Raw genomic sequence first — 16,754 nt, forward strand, 5'->3', positions numbered from 1 at the left:
CGGCCGGAGCTATCCGGCCATCTGGCGCAGCCGGGCCAAGGCTGATTTCGCGAAATCCCGGGTCAATTCGGCCGCAGGAAGCTCCCGGCCCATCCCAATCGCCTGCCCCGCCCAGAGATTGGTGAAATCCACCCTGCCCTGCTTTTCGGCAGCCGTCTTCAGCGGCCCCAGCGCGGTCGCCGCATGGGGAAACGGCGGCGCGTCCGGCGAGATCGGGCCGGCCTCGCGCATCAGGCGGTTCTGCACGCCACGCGCCGGGCGGCCGGTCATCACATTGGTGATGACGGTGGAATCGTCCCCCGCCTCGGCAAGCGCCTTGCGGCCGCCTGCGCTGACCTTGGACTCCGGACAGCGCAGATAAGCGCTGCCGATCTGCACTCCGGAGGCGCCGAGCGCGAAGGCCGCAGCGATGCCGCGCCCATCGGCGATGCCACCGGCCGCGATCACCGGCACCTTCACGGCATCGGCGACCTGTGGCACCAGCGCAAACGTGCCGGGCTGCTCGGCGATCTCATCGGTCAGGAACATGCCGCGATGGCCACCGGCCTCGGCGCCTTGCGCGATGACGGCATCGACGCCGCGCTGTTCGAGCCAGACGGCTTCCTTCACCGTGGTGGCGGACGAAATGACGAGACAGCCTGCCGCCTTGACGCGCTTGAGCAGCGCCGCCTCGGGCAGGCCGAAATGGAAGCTGACGACCTCCGGCTTCAGCTCCTCGACGATCTCGCAGAAAGAGGCATCGAACGGTGCGCGGTTCGCCGCATTGATCGGCGCCGACGGATCGAGGCCATGCTCGGCATAGTAGCCCGTGAGCCGCTGCTTCCAGCGCGCCTCGGCCTCGGCCGTGAGCTCGATCGGCGTGTGGCAGAAGAAGTTCATGTTCACCGGCGCCCTCACGCGCTGGCGGATGATGTTGACCTGCTCGCGCGCCTTCTCCGGCGACAGCATCGCGCTCGGCAACGAGCCAAGTCCGCCGCCCTCAGCCACAGCGATCACTAGCTCGGAATCCATCACGCCGGCCATCGGCGCCAGCACGATCGGAAATTCGGTCTTGAAGAGATCGATCAGTCGACGGTCAGGCCACATGGTGTGTCTCTCTTGGTTCAGGCGAGCGATGCGATGGAGTTGCGCCGGCTGGCAAGAAGCTGCTCGGCCTCAGACGCAATCCGTTCGACGATCTCGGCCGCGGGTGGAATATCATGGATCAGGCCGACCGCTTCTCCCGCGATCACGGCGGCCACGTCGAAATTGCCGGCCGCTTTCGCAGCCGCATACTCCGCCGCGACTGCGGCAACATTCTGCATCAGCTCGACCTCGCGTCCGATCCAGCGCCTGGCGTGGTCGTTGATCAGGCATCGTCCAGTGAACGGCGCAGGCCAGACATTGTTGCGCGAGAGATCGAAGACGATGCCGCGCACCGTCGAACCGCTATTGGCCGCGCAGATGCGCCGCTTGGCTTCATCAGCGCCGTCGGCCTCCTGGCTCGCATAGAAACGCGTGCCGAGCAGGACGCCGCTCGCCCCAAGCATCATCATGGCGGCAAGCCCGCGCCCGTCGGCGATGCCGCCGGCCGCAACCACCGGCACGCGTCCGGCCGCGAGATCGACGATCGCAGGCACGAGATCGATCGTGGTGCGCGAGGCGCCATGACCGCCGGCCTCGGTGCCCTGCGCGACCAGGATATCGGCGCCGGCATCGAGCGCCTGTCGCGCTATCACCTCATCCTGCACCTGGCAGATCAGGCGTGCACCCGCGGATTTGATCTTCGCGACAAACGGCGTGGGATCGCCGAAGGACAACATGACCGCGGACGGTTTTGCGGCAAGCGCGATACCAAGCAGCTCGGGCCGTTTGGCGAGGCTCCAGGTGATGAAGCCCACGCCGAACGGCGCGGACAGGCCGGCGAGCTTCGCGGTCTCCTGCTCCAGCCACGTTCGCTCCCCGTAGCCGCCGCCCAGAATGCCAAAGCCGCCGGCGTGGCTGACGGCCGTCACCAGCCGGCTTCCGGCAACGACGTCCATCGGCGCCAGCAGGATGGGATGCTTGATCTCCAGCAGCGTGGTCAGCGGCGTCGCGAACGGCATCGGTCCTCTCCCCGTCTGGACAGCGAGATTAGGCGGGACTAGCATTCTCGAAAAATGAATTGTTGCGAACGCTGCCATCACAAAAGCGAAACGACACCATGGAACTGAGTGACATCCAGACCTTTGCCGCGGTCGCCCGCACCGGCGGCATCACCCGCGCCGCCGAAGAGCTCAACACGGTGCAGTCCAATGTCACCCAGCGCATCAAGGCCCTGGAGGCCGAGATCGGCACGCCGCTATTCGAGCGCCATAGCCGTGGCATGGCGCTGACCGGCGCCGGCAAACGCCTTTTGCCCTATGCGCAACGAATGGCGGCGCTGTCGCGCGAGGCCGTGCTCGCCGCGCGTGACGATGGCGAGCCGAAGGGACCGCTTTCGATCGGCTCGATGGAGACGACGGCGGCAGTGCGGCTGCCGCCGCTGCTGGCCGATTTTCACCGCCGCTTCCCTGCCGTGCGGCTGAGCTTGCGGACGTCGCCGACCGCCGATCTCGTCGCCGGCGTGCTCGAAGGCACGCTCGATGGCGCCTTCGTCGCAGGTCCCATCGCGCACCCCGACCTCACCGCAACAAGCGCATTCCGCGAAGAGCTGGTGCTGGTGAGCGCGCGGCGCTGGACCTCGCTCGCCGAGCTGCGCGCCGGCACGCCCGAGTCAGGCCCGACTGCGTTGGCGTTCCGCACCGGCTGCACCTACAGGCAGCGGCTCGAGCAGATTTTCGTCGAATTCGGCTGGCCATCGGCAGCACGCTTCGAGCTCGGTACGCTCGACGGCATGATCGGCTGCGTCGCCGCCGACATGGGCGTGACACTATTGCCGCGCGCGGTGGTCGAACGCAGCGCGATGAACGGCAGCGTGATGATGCACGCGCTAAGCCCGCAGCATGCCCGCGTCGAGACGCTGTTCATCCGGCGTCGCGCCGGCCATCAAACCAGCGCGCTTCATGGCTTCCTGTCATGCCTGACTGGGGATGACGACATCATCGCGGCTCGATCAACCACCGCCGCAGCGCAACGAAGGCCCAGATCGCCTCGACGAGGCCGAACGGCCAGGCGCCCTGCAGGAAGCCGTAGGCCGAGCCGAGCGCGCAAGAGCCGGCGAACAGCAGCACGAACCAGTGGCTGCGGTCCTCCAAGGCATAGCAGACCAGCATCGCGGTGACGGCAAACAAGCCGAATAACGTCAGTGCATCCATGTTCCCGGTTCACTCCGCAGCGCGACGCGTGATATGCGCTAAATCATGCCGGCTCTTATCCTGCCTCTGATCGACGCTGCAACCCACTGGCCCGAACGCGGCGGGCTGGTCGGCCTTGACCTCGGCACCAAGACCATCGGCGTCGCCGTGTCCAATCCGGACCGGCGGTTAGCTACCGGTGTCGAAACGATCCAGCGCAAGGCGTTCAAGCAGGACGCGGCGCGGCTGCTCGCGATCGCCAGTGAGCGCAAGATCGTCGGCTTCGTGCTCGGCCTGCCCATCAACATGGACGGCAGCGAGGGCCCGCGCGCCCAGTCGACCCGCGCCTTTGCGCGCAATCTGGCTAACCTGACGACGCTCCCCATAGGCCTTTGGGACGAGCGCCTCTCGACAGCGGCGGTCGAGCGCGAGCTGATCGGCATGGACGTCAGCCGCGCCAAGCGCGCCGAGGTGATCGACGAGCACGCCGCGATCTTCATCCTGCAGGGCGCGCTCGACCGCCTCGCCAATTTACGTTCAGAGACTGGCTGACCCCATGCTCGTCGTGATCGCGGCGCTGCTGCCGGTCTTCATCCTCATCGTACTCGGCGTCGTGCTCCGGCACAGCCTGATGCGGCTCGACACGCAATGGCACGGGCTGGAACGGCTGACTTATTTCGTGCTGTTTCCGATGCTGCTGATCCAGACACTGGTGAAGGCGGACCTCTCAAAAGTGCCGGTCGCCGGCGTGGGCGGCGCGCTGCTGCTGTCGGCGCTGGCGATGTCGTTGCTGTGCCTCGCGCTCCGCCCCGCCCTGTCGCGCCTCGATATCGACGGCCCCACCTTCACTTCGATCTTCCAGGGCGCGACGCGCTGGCAGACTTATGTCGCGCTGTCCGTCTCCGCCAACATGTTCGGGGAGGTCGGGCTGGCACTGGCCTCGGTCGCGATGGTCGCGATCATTCCGCTGGTCAACGTGTTTAGCGTCGCGGTGCTTGCGCATTACGCATCGCCGGAAAAGCAATCCGCGCGCGCGATCGTCATGACGGTGATCCGCAATCCCCTGATCTGGGCCTGCATCATCGGCCTCGTCATCAACGTCGTTCATTTGCCGCTGCCAAAGATCTGGCACGAAGTGGCCGATGCACTCGGCCGCTCCTCGCTCGCGATCGGCCTGCTCGTCACCGGCGCCGGCCTCCAGCTGAAGGGCCTGTTCCGTCCGAGCATCGGTGCGACGCTCGGCGTGGCGTTCAAACTGGCGCTGATGCCGGTGCTCGCGCTGGTTCTCGCAGCGTGGTTCGGCCTCTCCGGCGACAGCCTCGCGATCGTCGCGATCTGCGCGGCGGTGCCGACCTCGCCGAGCGCCTATGTGCTGGCCCGCCAGATGGGCGGCGATGCGCCGCTGCTGGCCCAGATCATCACGCTGCAGACGATGTTGGCGGCCATCACGATGCCGATCGCGATCGCGCTGGTGGCTTAGAGCTCGTCATTGCGAGCCCACCTCTCTCACCATCGTCATTGCGAGGAGCCCTTGCGACGAAGCAATCCAGAGTCCCTCGGCGGAAAAGATTCTGGATTGCTTCGCTCTGCTCGCAATGACGGAGTGTGTGGGGCAACTGCCGGGCTAACTCCCCAGCCACATCGTCAGCACCACCGCGGTCATGTTGTTCAGCGCGTGCAGCACGATGGTGAGCCAGAGCGAGTTGGCGCGGTGGCGCATGTAGCCGAACCAGAGGCCGATCGAGAAGACCTCGGCGAGAAAGTACAGATCGTATTGCAGATGTACCGCCGTCCATACCAGTGACGACAGGATGATCGCGCCGGGCACGCGCAGGAAGCTCGCCGACCAGCCGCGGAACAGGAAGCCGCGCGCGAGCACTTCTTCCGACATCGGCGCTGCCACGCTGAAGGCAAATAGCAACAACAGCGCCGCGCCTTTGTCGCGGCCGGATTTCAGGAGATCCGTCATGAAGCCTGGCGTGGCCTCGCGGCCGAGGGAGCGCGACACCACTTCCCAGGCCATCACGACCAGGATGAGGCCGGCCGCGCCGAGCAACAGCTGCTTCCAGGTCGGCCAGCGTAGCGCGAGATAGTCGACGAAAGATGCCTTCTTGATGCGGATGGCGAGCCACACCGCCGCGAGCGTCGCGGGCAGGCCCATGATGACCGAAAGCGCGAGCGCCTGCGGCTCGCGGCCGACCGACTGGATCGAGTCCATGTCCAGCGGCAGCCCGCGCATTGCCACCAGCAGCAGGATCGCGCCGACCTGACCGACGAACATCGCGACGAAGACGAGCAGGCCCCACAGCGCCGTGCCCCAGAACTTCCAGACGCGCAACGGCGCTGGCATTACGGTTAGCGGCGGATGGTCGGGATTGAGGGTGTCAGCGTCGTCGGTCGTGATCGCGGGCTCTGTCATGGCGCTTCCTGCGGCCGGAATCAGTTCCGCCGCGGCTGGATCGGGAAATCATAGGCCGCCCCGCCCGCCCCCGGCAGGGAAAAATGCCACCACTCCTTCGAATAGTTCACAAAGCCTTGCTTCGCCATCGCAGTCACCAGCCGCTTGCGCCAGGCGCGCTGATCCGGATCGATCGACGGTGCTGCGGTATGCCCTTTCGCATCCGTGCAATCATAGCCGGTGCCCATGTCGACGCTGCCCTCCGGCAGCCGCGCCTCGACCGGCGCCGTGCAGTCGGCATAGGATTTCGCGGGATCGATCCTGGCGGAATTGTCAGCCCTGAGATCGACCAGCGTGAGATCGAGCGCCGCACCCGTGGAATGCTGCGAGCGGCTCGCGATATAGCCGAGACGAAACAGCTCGGTCTTGGGTATCCGCGGATTATAGCGCCGATCGGCTGATGTCTCGTGGCCGTTCTGCGACCATTTCACCATGTCCAGCGAGGCGCGCGCCGGCCGGTAGCAGTCGAACATCTTGAGCGAGAGATTTTGCGCTGAGAGATCCTGCTGGACCGCCTTCAGCCGCAGCCCGACTTCGCGCTTCACCACGCACTCGTCCGCGCCATAGCCGGCGAGCGGGCGGCCAATGAAATTGTTGGAGCTGGCGTAGCGGATGTCCTGGATGATGCTGGAATCGACGTCGCGCAAATAGACGAAGCCGCCGGGGAGCGATTGGGCGAAGGCTGTGGAAGAGATTGCTAGCAATGCCATCGCAATTCGAATTGATTTCACGACATCCATCCACATCGTCATGGCCGGGCTTGTCCCGGCCATCCACGGCCTTTTTACGTCAAATGCGATGAAGAACGTGGATGCCCGGGACATAGGCGAGCGAAAGCGACGCCGTCCTTCGGACGGCTAAGCCCGGGCATGACGGAGAGATTAGCACTATCAGGGGATAACTCCCCGCCCCGGCATTGGCCCTTGCTCCCCCCGCCATCCGCGCCTATAGCTCTCGCTTTAATGACATCGAAATCGACCTTCGTCCTCGGCCACCGGCATTTGCTGGGCATCGAGGGCCTTTCCGCGGCCGACATCACCGGCCTCCTCGACCTGTCCGAAGAATATGTCGAGCTCAACCGCCAGGTTGACAAGAAGCGCACCGTCCTGCGTGGACGGACGCAGGTAAACCTGTTCTTCGAAGCCTCGACCCGGACCCAGTCCTCGTTCGAGCTCGCGGGAAAGCGCCTCGGCGCCGACGTCATGAACATGTCGGTGTCCTCCTCGTCCATCAAGAAGGGCGAGACGTTGGTCGACACCGCGATGACGCTCAACGCCATGCACCCGGATATATTGGTGGTGCGCCATCACGCCTCCGGCGCGGTGGAACTGCTGGCCCGCAAGGTTGACGGTTCCGTGATCAATGCCGGCGACGGCGCGCATGAGCATCCGACGCAGGCGCTGCTCGACGCACTCACCATCCGCCGCAACAAGGGCCGGATCGAGGGCCTCGTGGTCGCGATCTGCGGCGACGTGCTGCATTCGCGCGTGGCCCGCTCCAACATCATCCTGCTCAACACCATGGGCGCCCGGGTCCGCGTCGTCGGCCCCTCCACGCTGCTGCCGCCCGGCATCGAGCGGATGGGCGTCGAGGTCGCGCGCGACATGCGCGAAGGGCTCAACGGCGCGGACATCGTGATGATGCTGCGGCTGCAGCGCGAGCGCATGAACGGCTCCTTCGTGCCGTCCACTTCCGAATATTTCCACTATTTCGGGCTCGACCAGAAGAAGCTCGCTTACGCCAAGCCCGACGCGCTCGTGATGCATCCGGGCCCGATGAACCGCGGCGTCGAGATCGACACCGCGGTTGCCGACGGTGCGCAGTCCCTGATCCGCGAACAGGTGGAGATGGGCGTCGCCGTGCGCATGGCCGTGCTGGAAGCGCTCGCCCGTAACCTGCCGAACGCGTGATGCTCATGTTGACTGACCGCCGCCCCATCCTGCTCGCCAACGCCCGCGTCGTCGATCCCTCCAGGGATTTCGACGGCCCCGGCGACGTCCTGATTGCCGACGGCGTCATCCGCGAGACCCGCCGCGGCATCGGTGCGGCCGGCGTCCCCGAGGGCACCGACGTCGTCAACTGCTCCGGCAAGATCGTGGCCCCCGGCCTGATCGACATGCGCGCCTTCGTCGGCGAGCCCGGCTTCAGCCATCGCGAGACCTTTGCCTCCGCGAGCCAGGCGGCCGCGACGGGCGGCATCACCACCATCATCTGCCAGCCCGACACCTTGCCGGTGATCGACAATTCGGCGACCGTCGATTTCGTGATGCGGCGCGCGCGCGACACCGCGATCGTCAACATCCAGCCGATGGCGGCGCTCACCAAGGGCATGCGCGGCGAGGAGATGACCGAGTTCGGCCTGCTCAAGGCCGCAGGCGCCCTCGCCTTCAGCGACGGCGACCGCAGCGTGACCAATGCGCAGGTGATGCGCCGCGCGCTGACCTACGCGCGCGATTTCGACGCGCTGATCGTGCATCACACCGAGGATCCCGATCTCGTCGGCGAAGGCGTGATGAACGAGGGAGAGTTCGCCTCGCGCCTCGGCCTGATGGGCATCCCGAAGGCCGCCGAGGCCGTGATGCTGGAGCGCGACATGCGCCTGGTCGCGCTGACCGGCGGCCGCTATCACGCCGCGTCGCTGTCGTGCATCGAATCGCTCGAGATCCTGAAGCGCGCCCGCGACGCAGGCCTTGCCGTCAGCGCCTCGGTCTCGATCAACCATCTTGCACTGAACGAGAACGACATCGGCCCCTACCGGTCCTTCCTGAAATTGTCGCCGCCGCTGCGCACTGAGGACGATCGCCGCGCGCTGGTGGAGGCGGTGGCCTCCGGCCTTATCGACGTCATCATGTCCGACCACAATCCGCACGACGTCGAAATGAAGCGCCTGCCGTTCGCGGAAGCGGCTCACGGCGCGATCGGTCTCGAGACCATGCTGCCGGCGGGCCTGCGGCTGGTCCACAATGACGAGCTCGACCTCAAGACGCTGATCCGGGCGATGTCGACCCGGCCGGCGGAGATTCTGGGCCTGCCCGGCGGCACCCTGCGCACCGGCGCGCCGGCCGACGTCATCGTGATCGACCCCGACGTGCCCTGGGTGGTCGATCCCGCCGACCTCAAATCGCCCTGCAAGAACACCCCGTTCGACGAAGCCCGCTTTACAGGCCGCGCTATCAGGACCATCGTCGGTGGGCGAACGGTTTACGAGCATGTCTGACGTGCGGAGGTACAGACATGGGCGCCGGCTATGTCAGCCATGGAGACACCGCCATGGGGCTTGATGCATTCCTGCCGGTGGCCTTCGTCATCGGCTATTTGCTCGGCTCGATTCCGTTTGGGCTGGTGCTGACCAGGCTCGCAGGCACGCAGGATATCCGCTCGATCGGTTCCGGCAGCATCGGCGCCACCAACGTGCTGCGCACGGGACGCAAGGGCCTCGCCGCGGGCACCCTGCTGCTCGACGCGCTCAAGGGCACCGTGGCCGTGGTGATCGCCGGCTACATCGCCGGTCCCGACGCTGCGATGGTGGCTGGCCTCGGCGCCTTCCTCGGCCACCTCTTCCCGGTCTGGCTCAAGTTCAAAGGCGGCAAGGGCGTCGCGGTCTATATCGGCATCCTGCTCGGCCTGTTCTGGCCGGCCGCGCTGGTGTTCTGCGTGCTCTGGCTCGCGACCGCCTTCACCACCCGCTATTCCTCGCTCTCGGCGCTGGTGGCGTCCTTCATCACCCCGCTGTTCCTGTGGTGGTTCGGCCACCTCGCTTTGTCCGCGCTGGCCGTGGTGCTGACATTGCTGCTGTTCTACGCGCATCGCGAGAACATCAAGCGGCTGCAATCAGGCAAGGAAAGCCGAATCGGCGAGAAGGCGTAGGGCATGATCCGGAAAAGTGCGCAGCGGTTTTCCGAAAAGATCATGCTCAAACAATAGGACCGGAAAAAGTACGGATACCGCCGCAAGGCCTCCGCATTATGTGCCAATTCCTGTTCGCAACTCGGAAGCCCTTCGCGGCCGGCAGTAGCGAACGGGTTCCATGCCTGTCATCCTGACAGCGGAAATGGCGTTACGCGGTTGCTCAGAATGAGCGAGAAGATTGACAGCACGCACGGCGACGGCTCGCAGGCCACTGCGGCAAGCCGGCTGCTCTTATCGACCAACATCTGGTCCGATGCGCCCTCACCGCCGCCTGCGCCAAAGCCTGTCGCCGTTCCGCCGCCGGCACCGCCACATGCTCCTGTCTTGCAAGCTCCTGCAGCGGTCGAACGTTTAACGACTGCTGCGCCCATGCAGCCGCGTGCCGAACAATGGCCGCCCAAAAGACTGTCACTGGCGCTTCAGGGCGGCGGGACTTTTGCCGCCTTCACCTGGGGCGTGCTGGAGCGGCTGTTGGAAGAGCCGTCCATTGAATTCGACACCATCAGTGGCGCCAGCGCCGGCGCCATCAATGCGCTGCTGCTGGCCTGCGGCCTTGCCGAAGGCGGCCGCGAAGGCGCGCGCGGCCGGCTGAACCGGTTCTGGATCCGGCTGATGCACGAGGCCTCGTTCCGCTCGCTGATGCTGATCGGCGGCTTCTCGCCGGCGGGAAGCTCGGTCGCCTTCGGTCCGACGCTGCGCTCCGGCCAGTTCGATCCGTTCGATCTCGATCCGCTGCGCCTGGCGCTGTCACGCGACATCAATTTCGCGCGCTTACGCGATGCCAAATGCCCAAAGCTTCTGATCGCGGCAACGCGGATCCGCGACGGGCAGCAGCAGATCTTTGGCAATGACGCCGTGACCGCCGACGTCGCGCTGGCCTCGACCTGCCCGCCGCTGGTTCACTGCGCCGTCGAGATCGACGGCGAGGCCTATTGGGACGGCGGCCTTGGCGGCAATCCGCCGCTCATCAAACTGGCGCAGCAATCGGCAACCGCCGACCTGCTGCTGATCCAGGTCACGCCCACGCGTGACAGCTACGTGCCGATCACGCTCGCCGCGATCGATCGCCGCCTCGACCAGATCGCCGCCAACGCCGCACTCAAGGCCGAGATCGCAGCGATCGCATGGGCGCAGTCCCACGCAGCCCCCGCGCTGCGGCTCTCGACAATCGCCGCGGAAGACTCCGTCGACGGCCTCGCGCAGCGCTCGTCCACCGATCTCGGCCGCGGCTTCATCCGCCTGTTGCACCGAAGCGGCCGCGAAGCCGCCGAGCGCTGGCTCGGGCAAAGCACGGCGGGCACCGAAGCTCAACGCGCCCTGCCCGTGGCCGAGCCCGCACTAGCCTGATTTCGCCAGGGCGTTCTCCAGGAACCACGCCGCCGCCAGCGCGCCGGGATCGTTGCCGAAGCGCGCGATCACCTGCACGCCGATCGGCAGACCGCCGACCTTCATCACCGGCACGTTGACGCAAGGGTTGCCCATCAGCGTCCACAGCCGGTTGTAGCGGGGCGAGCCGGTCGAGGCGAGCTCCTTGGCCGGCGCTACGCCCGGCGCCGAATAGGTGAGCAGCACGTCGAAACCTTCGAACAATTCGCTGAGCTCGCGACGGCCGCGACGGGCGATCCGGCGCGCGTCGTCATATTCCTTCGGCGTCAGTCCGACGGTGGCATCGAGGCTTTCGCGAAGCATCGGCGCGATCTCGTCGTGATGCTGGTCGAACTCCCAGGCGAGCGCGCGATGCGCCTCGAAATCCTGGATGATCGGGTGGATGCGCCAGGCCTCCTTCACCGCCTCGGGCAGATCGATGGTCTGCACGCTGGCGCCGGCCTTCTCGGCCGCCTTGATCGCCGCCAGCAACCCCTCTTCCGCCGCCGGCTCGACGCCTTCCGCAAACTCCTGCCTGACCACGCCGACCCGCGGTGCCTTCGCCGCGGCAATGCCGTCGAATTCAGTACGCCCGGTGATCGCCAGCAATCCGCGCGCAAGATCCTCCGCGCGGGATCCGAACAGGCCGACCGTGTCGAGCGCCCACGAATAGCATTTCACGCCGATGGTCGGCAGCATCCGGAACGACGGCTTGATCGCGGCTGCGCCGCAATAAGCCGCGGGCCGGATCACCGAGCCGCCGGTCTGGGTGCCCAGCGCGAGCGGGATCATGCCGGCGCCGACGGCGGCCGCCGAACCGGAGGACGAGCCGCCCGGCGTATGGCCCAGATTGTGCGGATTGAGCGTCGGGGTCGGATCGCGCGAAGCAAACGCTGTGGTCGTGGTCTTGCCGATGATGGTGGCGCCCGCCCGCTTCAGCAGCATCACGACCGGCGCATCCGCGCGCGGTTGCCAGCCGCGATAGATCTCCGAACCCATCTCGGTCGGCATATTGGCGGTGTCGATGATGTCCTTGATGCCGACTGCGATGCCCCGCAGCGGGCCCGAGGCCTGCGCCTTCGCGGATTTGTCATGACGGACGAAGGCGCGGACGTCCTTCTCGCGTGCCTCGATCGCCGCGTGCGACTGGGCGATGGCGTCATCGGGCGAAAGCTCGCCGCTGGCGATGCGGCGCTGGAGGTCGGCGAGTGAGATCATGGCAAAATCCTTCTTATTGGGATCGCTTTTAGCATCGCGACGAGGCCGCGCAAGCGCACGCCGACGCGATCAATCCATGCGTGGAGTCTGACGAGACAACACCGATCGAATGAATGCGTCGAGCAGTTCGAGGCGGGCATCTCGACCGCAGCACTCGGCGCCGCGACGGTCGGCTCATAGACCAAAAATAGAAACGATGACTTTCCATCATTTCTATTTATGCAGCAATTCAAAAGGGCCACCGTGAGGCCACAACGAAGGCCCGCGACGCAACTTCTTCCAAACGGCAGACGCTGGTGCGTCACCGCCGTCGGACCTCGACCAAGCACAGGAGCGACTACCATGGATACGACCCGTTATGCTTCCCTCGTTGGCCGGCTGATGATCGGCCTCCCGTTTGCAATGAGCGGCTTCGGCAAGCTCGCCGCCTATGGTGCGACGACTGCCTACATCGCCTCTGCTGGATTACCGGTGCCGCCGGTGGCTTATGCGATCGCAGTTCTGGTCGAACTCGGTGGCGGTCTCTTGCTGATCGCTGGCTATCAGGCCCGCTCGGTCGCGCTGGCGCTCGCCATCTTCTCGGTGGCTGCCGGGGTCTCGTTCCACAACAACTTTGCCGATCAGAATCAGATGATCCATTTCCTCAAGAACGTGATGATGGCGGGCGGACTGCTTCAGATCTTTGCCTTCGGCGCTGGTGCGTTCAGCCTTGATGCACGCCTCTTGCGTGGCAGCGTCGGTGCCGTTCAGGCGGCGCACGCGCGCTAACCGGACGAGCTTGGAGAGGACCCGTCGACCGCGGCGGGTCTTCCCGGTTGTGCTTTTGACCGCGATCGCGCTCCCCCTGTTGCCCACGCCCTCAGGTTGTTCCATGCTGCGCCCACAAGGAGACGCCGTGGACGCCATCAATCCGAGCGTAGAACTGACCGAGGCTGACCGGATCGACCGGCTGCGGTTGATCCGCTCCGACAATGTCGGACCGCGCACCTTCCGTTCGCTGGTCGATCATTTCGGCACGGCGCGTGCCGCGCTGGAGCGGCTGCCGGATCTGGCGCGCCGGGGCGGCGCGTCGCGATCGGGGCGCATCTGCGGCGTGGACGACGCGAAGGCCGAGCTCGCCGCAAGCCGCAAGTTCGGCATCGCTTGGCTTGCGCCCGGTGAGGACGGCTATCCGGCGCGGCTCGTGACGCTCGACGATGCACCGCCTTTGCTCGCCGTGCGCGGCGACAACGCAACGCTGATGCGGCCGATGATCGCCATCGTCGGCTCGCGCAATGCCTCCGGCGCGGGCCTGAAGTTCGCCGGCCAGCTCGCGCATGAGCTTGGAGAGGCCGGCTTCATCGTCATCTCGGGGCTCGCCCGCGGCGTCGATCAGGCCGCGCATCGCGCCAGCGTCGCGAGCGGCACGATCGCGGTGCTCGCCGGCGGCCACGACTGTATCTATCCGTCCGAACATGGCGATCTGCTCACCGCGATCCTCGATCACCAGGGCGCGGCGATCTCCGAAATGCCGCTCGGCCACGAGCCGCGCGCCCGCGATTTCCCCCGCCGCAACCGGCTGATCTCCGGCGCCTCGCTCGGCGTGGTCGTGGTGGAGGCGGCGCTCCGCTCGGGCTCGCTGATCACCGCGCGCATGGCGGCCGAACAGGGCCGTGAAGTGTTCGCCGTCCCCGGCTCGCCGCTCGATCCGCGCGCCGCCGGCACCAACGATCTGATCAAGCAGGGCGCGACCCTCGTCACCGAGGCCGCCGACATCATCAACGCTGTCGCACCGATCATGGAGCGGCCGCTGATGCATCCGATGAGCGAGCCCGACAGCGAGCCGTTCGAGAACGATCCGCAAGGGCATGACCGCGACCAGATCACTGGCCTGCTCGGCCCGGCTCCGATCTCGATCGACGATCTCGTGCGGATGTCCGGCGCCTCGCCCGCGATCGTGCGCACGGTGCTGCTGGAGCTTGAGCTCGCCGGCCGGCTCGAACGCCACGGTGGCGGACTGGTGTCGTTATTGTAAACGGATCAGCTGTCTGGGTTCACCTCTCCCCAGCGGGGAGAGGTCGGATTGCCGAGCAATCCGGGTGAGGGGCCGCAGCATTCGGTGAGACCGCAACTCCTCACCTGGATCGCATCTGGCGATGCGATCCGACCCCTCCCTTCGGGAGAGGTGTTCGGAGTGCTCGATTCGCACCTATTCAACCAAAGCTCATTCTGCCTCAGCTGCCGTTGCGCTCGTCGAAGCGCGTGCGCGCCGCCGCGATCTGCTCCTGATGCGCGATCGCCCACTCGCCCAGCGCCTTCACCGGCTGCTGCAATCCGCGGCCGAGATCGGTCAGCTCGTAATCGACGCGCGGCGGAATCGTCGGGAAGATCGTGCGTGTGACGAGGCCATCGCGCTCCAGTCCACGCAGCGTCAGGGTCAGCATCCGCTGCGAAATGCCGTTGATCATGCGCTTCAGCTCATTGAAGCGTTTTGGCCCGTCGCTGAGCATCATGATGACGAACACGCTCCATTTGTCGCCGACGCGCGCAAGGATCGAGGCGACCCCGCGGCAGTCGGAATGGTTGGGGTCCGGCATCCGCTCGGCAGGAAAATCGATGTGTGTCGGTTCCAAAGATGTGCCCATGGCTCAAAAAAGTGCGTTCTTGCGGGGTTTTCGATAGTCACTCATGTAGTGCGAGTTACAAATCTATACCATGGGTGACCCAAATGAAACTCCTCCATATCGACTCCAGCGTGCTCGGCCCACACTCCGTCTCCAGGCAGGTTTCGGCCGCCATCGTCGACCGCCTGCGGCAGGCAACGCCTTCGCTCGAGGTGACCTATCGCGACGTGACCCAGGCCCCGCTTGCTCATCTTTCGGGATCGCATCTTGCGGTCGCGCAAGGCGCCCCCGCCCCGGCTGAACTCGGACCTGACCTTGCCGCCGGCAAGGACGCGCTCGACGAGTTCCTCGCCGCCGACATCGTCGTCATCGGCGCGCCCATGTACAACTTCACCATTCCCAGCCAGCTCAAGGCCTGGATCGACCGTGCCGTCGTCGTCGCAGGAAAGACCTTCAGCTACGGCGCGAATGGACCGCAGGGCCTGGCCGGCGGCAAGCGCGTCATTCTCGCCATCTCGCGCGGCGGCTACTACGGCGCGGATACGCCGTACGCAGCGCTCGAGCACCTCGAAACTTACTTGCGCGGGGTATTTGGATTCATCGGCGTCAATCCGGAGTTCATCAGCGCTGACGGCATTCAGGTCGGGCCCGAGCATCGCGAGAAAGCGCTGGCCGGCGCGCTTCAGGCCGCCACGAGCTTGCGCGCAGCCTAAGGCTTACACCGACACCAGCCGCTGCCGGACTCCGGCGGCGGCTGACAGATCGCGTGAGCTAAAACCAGGCGCCCTGCACGCCCAGGATCACGGCGAGGAGCGAAATGAAAAGCCCGATGCCGGAGAAGATGATGACCCCGATGAACTCTGACGTGTCGGAGTGCTTGGCCGGAACTGCGGAACGTTCGGTATAAATACGCGGTGCTGAAATCGGAGAATAAATACGTGCTGCTTTTGGCATAACGGGCTCCCCTTAAAATGGGTCTTATGACCCCTGCCCGTAGAAAGGTCTTGGCAGCACGCGCGAAGGTTCAACGCATCACGCAAGCTTCAGGAAATACACCTCGTGAGATGTGGGAACCGGCCGGCGCAACCGCTTTGCGTGTGCCGACCGATTCAATTTGCACTTGAATTGATCAACCGCGATAGATCGGCGCGCCTGCCGGCGATCCGGTCGAACCACCATCGACGAAGATCTCCGCACTCGTGACATGTGCAGAATCATCCGAGGCGAGGAACAGCACCGTCTTCGAAATGTGATCCACTTCACCAATGCGGCCAAGTGGAGTCGTCTTGGCGATGCGGCCCTCCAGCACGGCGAATGCCTGTTCCGTCGGTGCAGCGCCCTTCCAGATCGGCGTGCGGATCGCGCCCGGCGCCACCACATTGACGCGGATGCCGCGCGGCGAAAGCTCGGAGGCGAGCACGCGCGCCATCCCGCGCACGCCGGCCTTGCTGGCGGCGTAGGCCGCATAACCGGGATTGCCGAGCACTGAGATCACCGACCCGTTGAGGATGATGGATGCGCCGTCGTTGAGATGCGGTAGTGCCGCCTGCACGGTGAAGAAGACCGCGGTCAAATTGGTGCGGATCACCTGCTCGAACGCCGCGAGCGTGGTGCCGCCGACCGGCGTGTTGCCGGGAATGCCGGCATTGGCGAACACGATGTCGAGCTTGCCGAATGTCGCGACCGCCTGCGCAATCGCCTTTTCCGTGGCGGCGATGTCGGTGATGTCGGCTTCGACCGCAAGGCCGTTCGGCCCGAGCTCTTTCGCCGCGGCCGCCAGCGCCTCCTTGTTGCGCCCGGTGATCACCACCTTCGCGCCCTCGGCCACGAACAGCTTTGCGGTCGCCAGTCCAATGCCGCTGTTGCCGCCGGTGATCAGTGCAGTCTTGTTCTTCAGCCTCATGCTCGCCTCCAGTGGTTGCATAATAAAACCATGTTGCCATCTAG

General features: G+C 65.7%; 18 protein-coding genes and 1 pseudogene. 10 read left to right on the forward strand and 9 right to left on the reverse strand.

All coding sequences use genetic code 11. From position 1 onward, the window contains the following. Window positions 1–9 precede the first annotated feature (9 nt). Window positions 10–1,086 carry an NAD(P)H-dependent flavin oxidoreductase gene (locus V1280_RS09225; RefSeq protein ID WP_334522047.1) on the reverse strand — a complete coding sequence of 359 codons (1,077 nt, stop codon included), beginning with the start codon at window positions 1,084–1,086 and terminating at the stop codon, window positions 10–12. 17 nt (window positions 1,087–1,103) lie between these two features. Then, entirely contained in the window at window positions 1,104–2,084 is a 981-nt protein-coding gene (locus V1280_RS09230; RefSeq protein WP_334522050.1) for an NAD(P)H-dependent flavin oxidoreductase, read from the reverse strand. 98 nt (window positions 2,085–2,182) lie between these two features. On the opposite strand from V1280_RS09230, the pseudogene V1280_RS09235 reads away from it, so the two are divergent. Next, window positions 2,183–3,070 (forward strand): annotated as a pseudogene (locus tag V1280_RS09235) (LysR substrate-binding domain-containing protein); the annotation flags it as partial. On the opposite strand, the gene V1280_RS09240 reads toward V1280_RS09235, so the two are convergent. Continuing rightward, window positions 3,060–3,275 carry a hypothetical protein gene (locus tag V1280_RS09240; protein ID WP_334522053.1) on the reverse strand — a complete coding sequence of 72 codons (216 nt, stop codon included), beginning with the start codon at window positions 3,273–3,275 and terminating at the stop codon, window positions 3,060–3,062. The pseudogene V1280_RS09235 and the gene V1280_RS09240 overlap by 11 nt on opposite strands. A 45-nt stretch (window positions 3,276–3,320) precedes the next feature. On the opposite strand from V1280_RS09240, the gene ruvX reads away from it, so the two are divergent. Together ruvX and V1280_RS09250 are read left to right on the forward strand one after the other, a co-directional pair. After that, window positions 3,321–3,806: a Holliday junction resolvase RuvX gene (ruvX, locus tag V1280_RS09245; RefSeq protein ID WP_334522056.1), complete on the forward strand. Its 486-nt coding sequence runs from the start codon at window positions 3,321–3,323 to the stop codon at window positions 3,804–3,806. Between the two features lie 4 nt (window positions 3,807–3,810). Continuing rightward, on the forward strand, window positions 3,811–4,734 hold the full coding sequence (locus tag V1280_RS09250) for an AEC family transporter (RefSeq protein ID WP_334522059.1): 924 nt from the start codon (window positions 3,811–3,813) through the stop codon (window positions 4,732–4,734). Between the two features lie 144 nt (window positions 4,735–4,878). On the opposite strand, the gene V1280_RS09255 is transcribed toward V1280_RS09250, so the two are convergent. Next, window positions 4,879–5,673: a CPBP family intramembrane glutamic endopeptidase gene (locus V1280_RS09255; RefSeq protein WP_334522062.1), complete on the reverse strand. Its 795-nt coding sequence runs from the start codon at window positions 5,671–5,673 to the stop codon at window positions 4,879–4,881. 20 nt (window positions 5,674–5,693) lie between these two features. After that, window positions 5,694–6,452, reverse strand: a complete 759-nt coding sequence (locus V1280_RS09260) for a M15 family metallopeptidase (RefSeq protein ID WP_442895223.1) — start codon at window positions 6,450–6,452, stop codon at window positions 5,694–5,696. A 222-nt stretch (window positions 6,453–6,674) separates the two neighbouring features. Between V1280_RS09260 and V1280_RS09265 the strand changes: the two genes are divergently transcribed. The 4 genes from V1280_RS09265 to V1280_RS09280 all read left to right on the forward strand — a co-directional run bounded on the left by V1280_RS09265 (window position 6,675) and on the right by V1280_RS09280 (window position 10,968). Beyond that, window positions 6,675–7,622, forward strand: a complete 948-nt coding sequence (locus tag V1280_RS09265) for an aspartate carbamoyltransferase catalytic subunit (RefSeq protein ID WP_143845774.1) — start codon at window positions 6,675–6,677, stop codon at window positions 7,620–7,622. A 5-nt stretch (window positions 7,623–7,627) separates the two neighbouring features. Continuing rightward, entirely contained in the window at window positions 7,628–8,929 is a 1,302-nt protein-coding gene (locus V1280_RS09270; protein WP_334538246.1) for a dihydroorotase, read from the forward strand. A gap of 53 nt (window positions 8,930–8,982) precedes the next feature. Then, window positions 8,983–9,579: a glycerol-3-phosphate 1-O-acyltransferase PlsY gene (gene plsY / locus V1280_RS09275; protein ID WP_334538248.1), complete on the forward strand. Its 597-nt coding sequence runs from the start codon at window positions 8,983–8,985 to the stop codon at window positions 9,577–9,579. Between the two features lie 207 nt (window positions 9,580–9,786). Next, window positions 9,787–10,968: a patatin-like phospholipase family protein gene (locus V1280_RS09280; protein WP_334522070.1), complete on the forward strand. Its 1,182-nt coding sequence runs from the start codon at window positions 9,787–9,789 to the stop codon at window positions 10,966–10,968. Here the strand turns inward: V1280_RS09280 and V1280_RS09285 are convergent. Continuing rightward, on the reverse strand, window positions 10,960–12,204 hold the full coding sequence (locus tag V1280_RS09285; protein WP_334522073.1) for an amidase: 1,245 nt from the start codon (window positions 12,202–12,204) through the stop codon (window positions 10,960–10,962). The two genes, V1280_RS09280 and V1280_RS09285, sit on opposite strands and share 9 nt — an antisense overlap. Window positions 12,205–12,546: 342 nt before the next feature. Between V1280_RS09285 and V1280_RS09290 the strand changes: the two genes are divergently transcribed. Both V1280_RS09290 and dprA read left to right on the forward strand, forming a co-directional pair. Further along, window positions 12,547–12,972 (forward strand): DoxX family protein, encoded by a 426-nt coding sequence (locus V1280_RS09290; RefSeq protein ID WP_334522076.1) that lies wholly within the window; start codon window positions 12,547–12,549, stop codon window positions 12,970–12,972. A gap of 103 nt (window positions 12,973–13,075) precedes the next feature. Further along, window positions 13,076–14,218 (forward strand): DNA-processing protein DprA, encoded by a 1,143-nt coding sequence (gene dprA / locus V1280_RS09295; protein ID WP_334522079.1) that lies wholly within the window; start codon window positions 13,076–13,078, stop codon window positions 14,216–14,218. Between the two features lie 199 nt (window positions 14,219–14,417). Here dprA and V1280_RS09300 read toward each other — a convergent pair whose 3' ends face one another. Beyond that, window positions 14,418–14,828 (reverse strand): winged helix-turn-helix transcriptional regulator, encoded by a 411-nt coding sequence (locus V1280_RS09300; protein ID WP_334522082.1) that lies wholly within the window; start codon window positions 14,826–14,828, stop codon window positions 14,418–14,420. An 83-nt stretch (window positions 14,829–14,911) separates the two neighbouring features. On the opposite strand from V1280_RS09300, the gene V1280_RS09305 reads away from it, so the two are divergent. Then, window positions 14,912–15,520, forward strand: a complete 609-nt coding sequence (locus V1280_RS09305; protein WP_334522085.1) for an FMN-dependent NADH-azoreductase — start codon at window positions 14,912–14,914, stop codon at window positions 15,518–15,520. A 58-nt stretch (window positions 15,521–15,578) separates the two neighbouring features. Here the strand turns inward: V1280_RS09305 and V1280_RS09310 are convergent, their stop codons facing one another. Together V1280_RS09310 and V1280_RS09315 are read right to left on the reverse strand one after the other, a co-directional pair. Next, a complete protein-coding gene (locus V1280_RS09310; RefSeq protein ID WP_334522088.1) occupies window positions 15,579–15,761 on the reverse strand; it encodes a hypothetical protein in 183 nt (60 codons plus the stop codon). Between the two features lie 175 nt (window positions 15,762–15,936). Continuing rightward, window positions 15,937–16,710 carry an SDR family NAD(P)-dependent oxidoreductase gene (locus V1280_RS09315; RefSeq protein WP_334522091.1) on the reverse strand — a complete coding sequence of 258 codons (774 nt, stop codon included), beginning with the start codon at window positions 16,708–16,710 and terminating at the stop codon, window positions 15,937–15,939. Between the last annotated feature and the right edge of the window lie 44 nt (window positions 16,711–16,754).

It is taken from the genome of Bradyrhizobium sp. AZCC 2230 (genome assembly GCF_036924495.1).
Classification (GTDB): domain Bacteria; phylum Pseudomonadota; class Alphaproteobacteria; order Rhizobiales; family Xanthobacteraceae; genus Bradyrhizobium; species Bradyrhizobium rifense.

Coding starts and splice junctions, on each gene's coding strand:
- V1280_RS09270 (WP_334538246.1), top strand. CDS start 7,628: ATGTTGACTGACCGCCGCCCCATCCTGCTCGCCAACGCCCGCGTCGTC.
- V1280_RS09230 (WP_334522050.1), bottom strand. CDS start 2,084: ATGCCGTTCGCGACGCCGCTGACCACGCTGCTGGAGATCAAGCATCCC.
- V1280_RS09265 (WP_143845774.1), top strand. CDS start 6,675: ATGACATCGAAATCGACCTTCGTCCTCGGCCACCGGCATTTGCTGGGC.
- V1280_RS09305 (WP_334522085.1), top strand. CDS start 14,912: ATGAAACTCCTCCATATCGACTCCAGCGTGCTCGGCCCACACTCCGTC.
- V1280_RS09310 (WP_334522088.1), bottom strand. CDS start 15,761: ATGCCAAAAGCAGCACGTATTTATTCTCCGATTTCAGCACCGCGTATT.
- V1280_RS09225 (WP_334522047.1), bottom strand. CDS start 1,086: ATGTGGCCTGACCGTCGACTGATCGATCTCTTCAAGACCGAATTTCCG.
- V1280_RS09315 (WP_334522091.1), bottom strand. CDS start 16,710: ATGAGGCTGAAGAACAAGACTGCACTGATCACCGGCGGCAACAGCGGC.
- V1280_RS09290 (WP_334522076.1), top strand. CDS start 12,547: ATGGATACGACCCGTTATGCTTCCCTCGTTGGCCGGCTGATGATCGGC.
- ruvX (WP_334522056.1), top strand. CDS start 3,321: ATGCCGGCTCTTATCCTGCCTCTGATCGACGCTGCAACCCACTGGCCC.
- V1280_RS09250 (WP_334522059.1), top strand. CDS start 3,811: ATGCTCGTCGTGATCGCGGCGCTGCTGCCGGTCTTCATCCTCATCGTA.
- V1280_RS09300 (WP_334522082.1), bottom strand. CDS start 14,828: ATGGGCACATCTTTGGAACCGACACACATCGATTTTCCTGCCGAGCGG.
- dprA (WP_334522079.1), top strand. CDS start 13,076: ATGCTGCGCCCACAAGGAGACGCCGTGGACGCCATCAATCCGAGCGTA.
- V1280_RS09260 (WP_442895223.1), bottom strand. CDS start 6,452: ATGGATGTCGTGAAATCAATTCGAATTGCGATGGCATTGCTAGCAATC.
- V1280_RS09280 (WP_334522070.1), top strand. CDS start 9,787: ATGAGCGAGAAGATTGACAGCACGCACGGCGACGGCTCGCAGGCCACT.
- V1280_RS09285 (WP_334522073.1), bottom strand. CDS start 12,204: ATGATCTCACTCGCCGACCTCCAGCGCCGCATCGCCAGCGGCGAGCTT.
- V1280_RS09255 (WP_334522062.1), bottom strand. CDS start 5,673: ATGACAGAGCCCGCGATCACGACCGACGACGCTGACACCCTCAATCCC.
- plsY (WP_334538248.1), top strand. CDS start 8,983: ATGGGGCTTGATGCATTCCTGCCGGTGGCCTTCGTCATCGGCTATTTG.
- V1280_RS09240 (WP_334522053.1), bottom strand. CDS start 3,275: ATGGATGCACTGACGTTATTCGGCTTGTTTGCCGTCACCGCGATGCTG.